This window comes from Candidatus Chloroploca asiatica (assembly GCF_002532075.1).
Taxonomy (GTDB): Bacteria; Chloroflexota; Chloroflexia; order Chloroflexales; family Chloroflexaceae; genus Chloroploca; species Chloroploca asiatica.
Genome location: NZ_LYXE01000029.1, coordinates 1 through 1,315, shown reverse-complemented (window position 1 = coordinate 1,315; position 1,315 = coordinate 1). Strand labels below are relative to the sequence as shown.

Sequence of the window (1,315 nt, the reverse complement as noted above, 5' to 3'; positions counted from 1 at the left end):
CAGGGCTGATGCAAAGTCAGAGCCAGCAGCGGCAACCGACACATGTGAACACCTTTGCGGTACGATGATGATAGCAACCAAGCATCAAACCGCATGAGGTGTTCACCATGAATGCTACCACAGTGACCGTGCAGCCGTTTGGCAGCGAGCAACCGTTGACCTTGGATCTCGCAGCCATCTACCAGCAGTTTCAACAGGTGCCGGATCTGCGCCACCGTCGGGGTGTCCGCTACCCCTTGGCGGTCATGCTCACCATTGCGCTGTGGGCCAAACTCGCAGGGGCCAATCAACTGCGTGCCATCGCCGAGTGGGCGCGCGAGCGCCAGGGCGAACTCGCGGCCCAGTTTGACTTGGCGCGTACCACGATGCCGCATCCGACGACGTGGAGCCGGGTGCTCGCTTCAGCCGTGGCGGCGGAGGCCCTGGATCACGCCCTCATGCCCCTCCTCATCCCACCGCCAGCCGCAGAGGTTCCCGCTCGTGCCAGTCAGCAGATCGCCCTCGATGGGAAGGCCGTGCGCGGCACCATCCCGCGTGGTCACAGCCAGGGCGTCCACCTGCTCAGCGCCTTTGTCGTCGAGACCGGAGTCGTGGTGGCACAGGAGCCCGTTACAAGCAAGGAGAATGAGATTGTCGCCGCTCCGCGGCTCCTGAAACGCCTGAATCTGCGGGGTACCATCATTACGGGGGACGCCATGTTTGCCCAACGGAGCCTGAGCATCCAGGTGGTAGAGGACGGTGGCGACTACTGTTGGATGGTCAAGGAGAACCAACCAACCCTCTTTGCTGACCTCAAACTGCTGTTCAGCCCGACGGTTTTTCCCGTTGCGCAGGGCTTCAGCCCCATTCCGCTCGATTTCATCACGGTCGAGCAGTGCGATAAGGGGCATGGCCGACGCGAATACCGGCGGCTGACCACGAGTTGTCTGTTGGAAGGCTACAGCGATTGGCCCTACCTGGCGCAGGCGTTTCGGGTGGTGCGGATCGTCTCTCAGGGGCGCGATTTCAGCTGTGAGGAGCGCTATGGCATCACGAGTGCGCCGCGCAGTGCGGTGCGTGCCCGCCGCCTGCTGGAGGTCGTGCGTGGTCACTGGCAGATTGAGAACGGCCTGCATTATCGTCGCGATGTGACGTTAGGGGAAGATGCGTCGCAGGTGCGCATGGGCCAGGCTGCGCACATCCTCGCCTGTCTGAACAATGCCGTCTGCGGACTGGCCGCCCGTGGCGGTCAGTCGAACCTGGCCGCGTTGCAGCGGTCGCTGGCAGCCGCCATCGACCGCCTCCTGTTCCGTCGCTGACTTTGCATCAGCCCTGG

At 63.2% G+C, this 1,315-nt stretch carries 1 protein-coding gene; it reads left to right on the top strand.

Annotation, left to right across the window (positions count from 1 at the left end; genetic code table 11):
* The first annotated feature begins 107 nt into the window (after positions 1-107).
* The gene (locus tag A9Q02_RS02255) at positions 108-1,298 is read left to right on the top strand and encodes an ISAs1 family transposase (RefSeq protein ID WP_097650748.1); all 1,191 of its coding nucleotides are present in this window, start codon (positions 108-110) and stop codon (positions 1,296-1,298) included.
* The last annotated feature ends 17 nt before the right edge of the window (positions 1,299-1,315 follow it).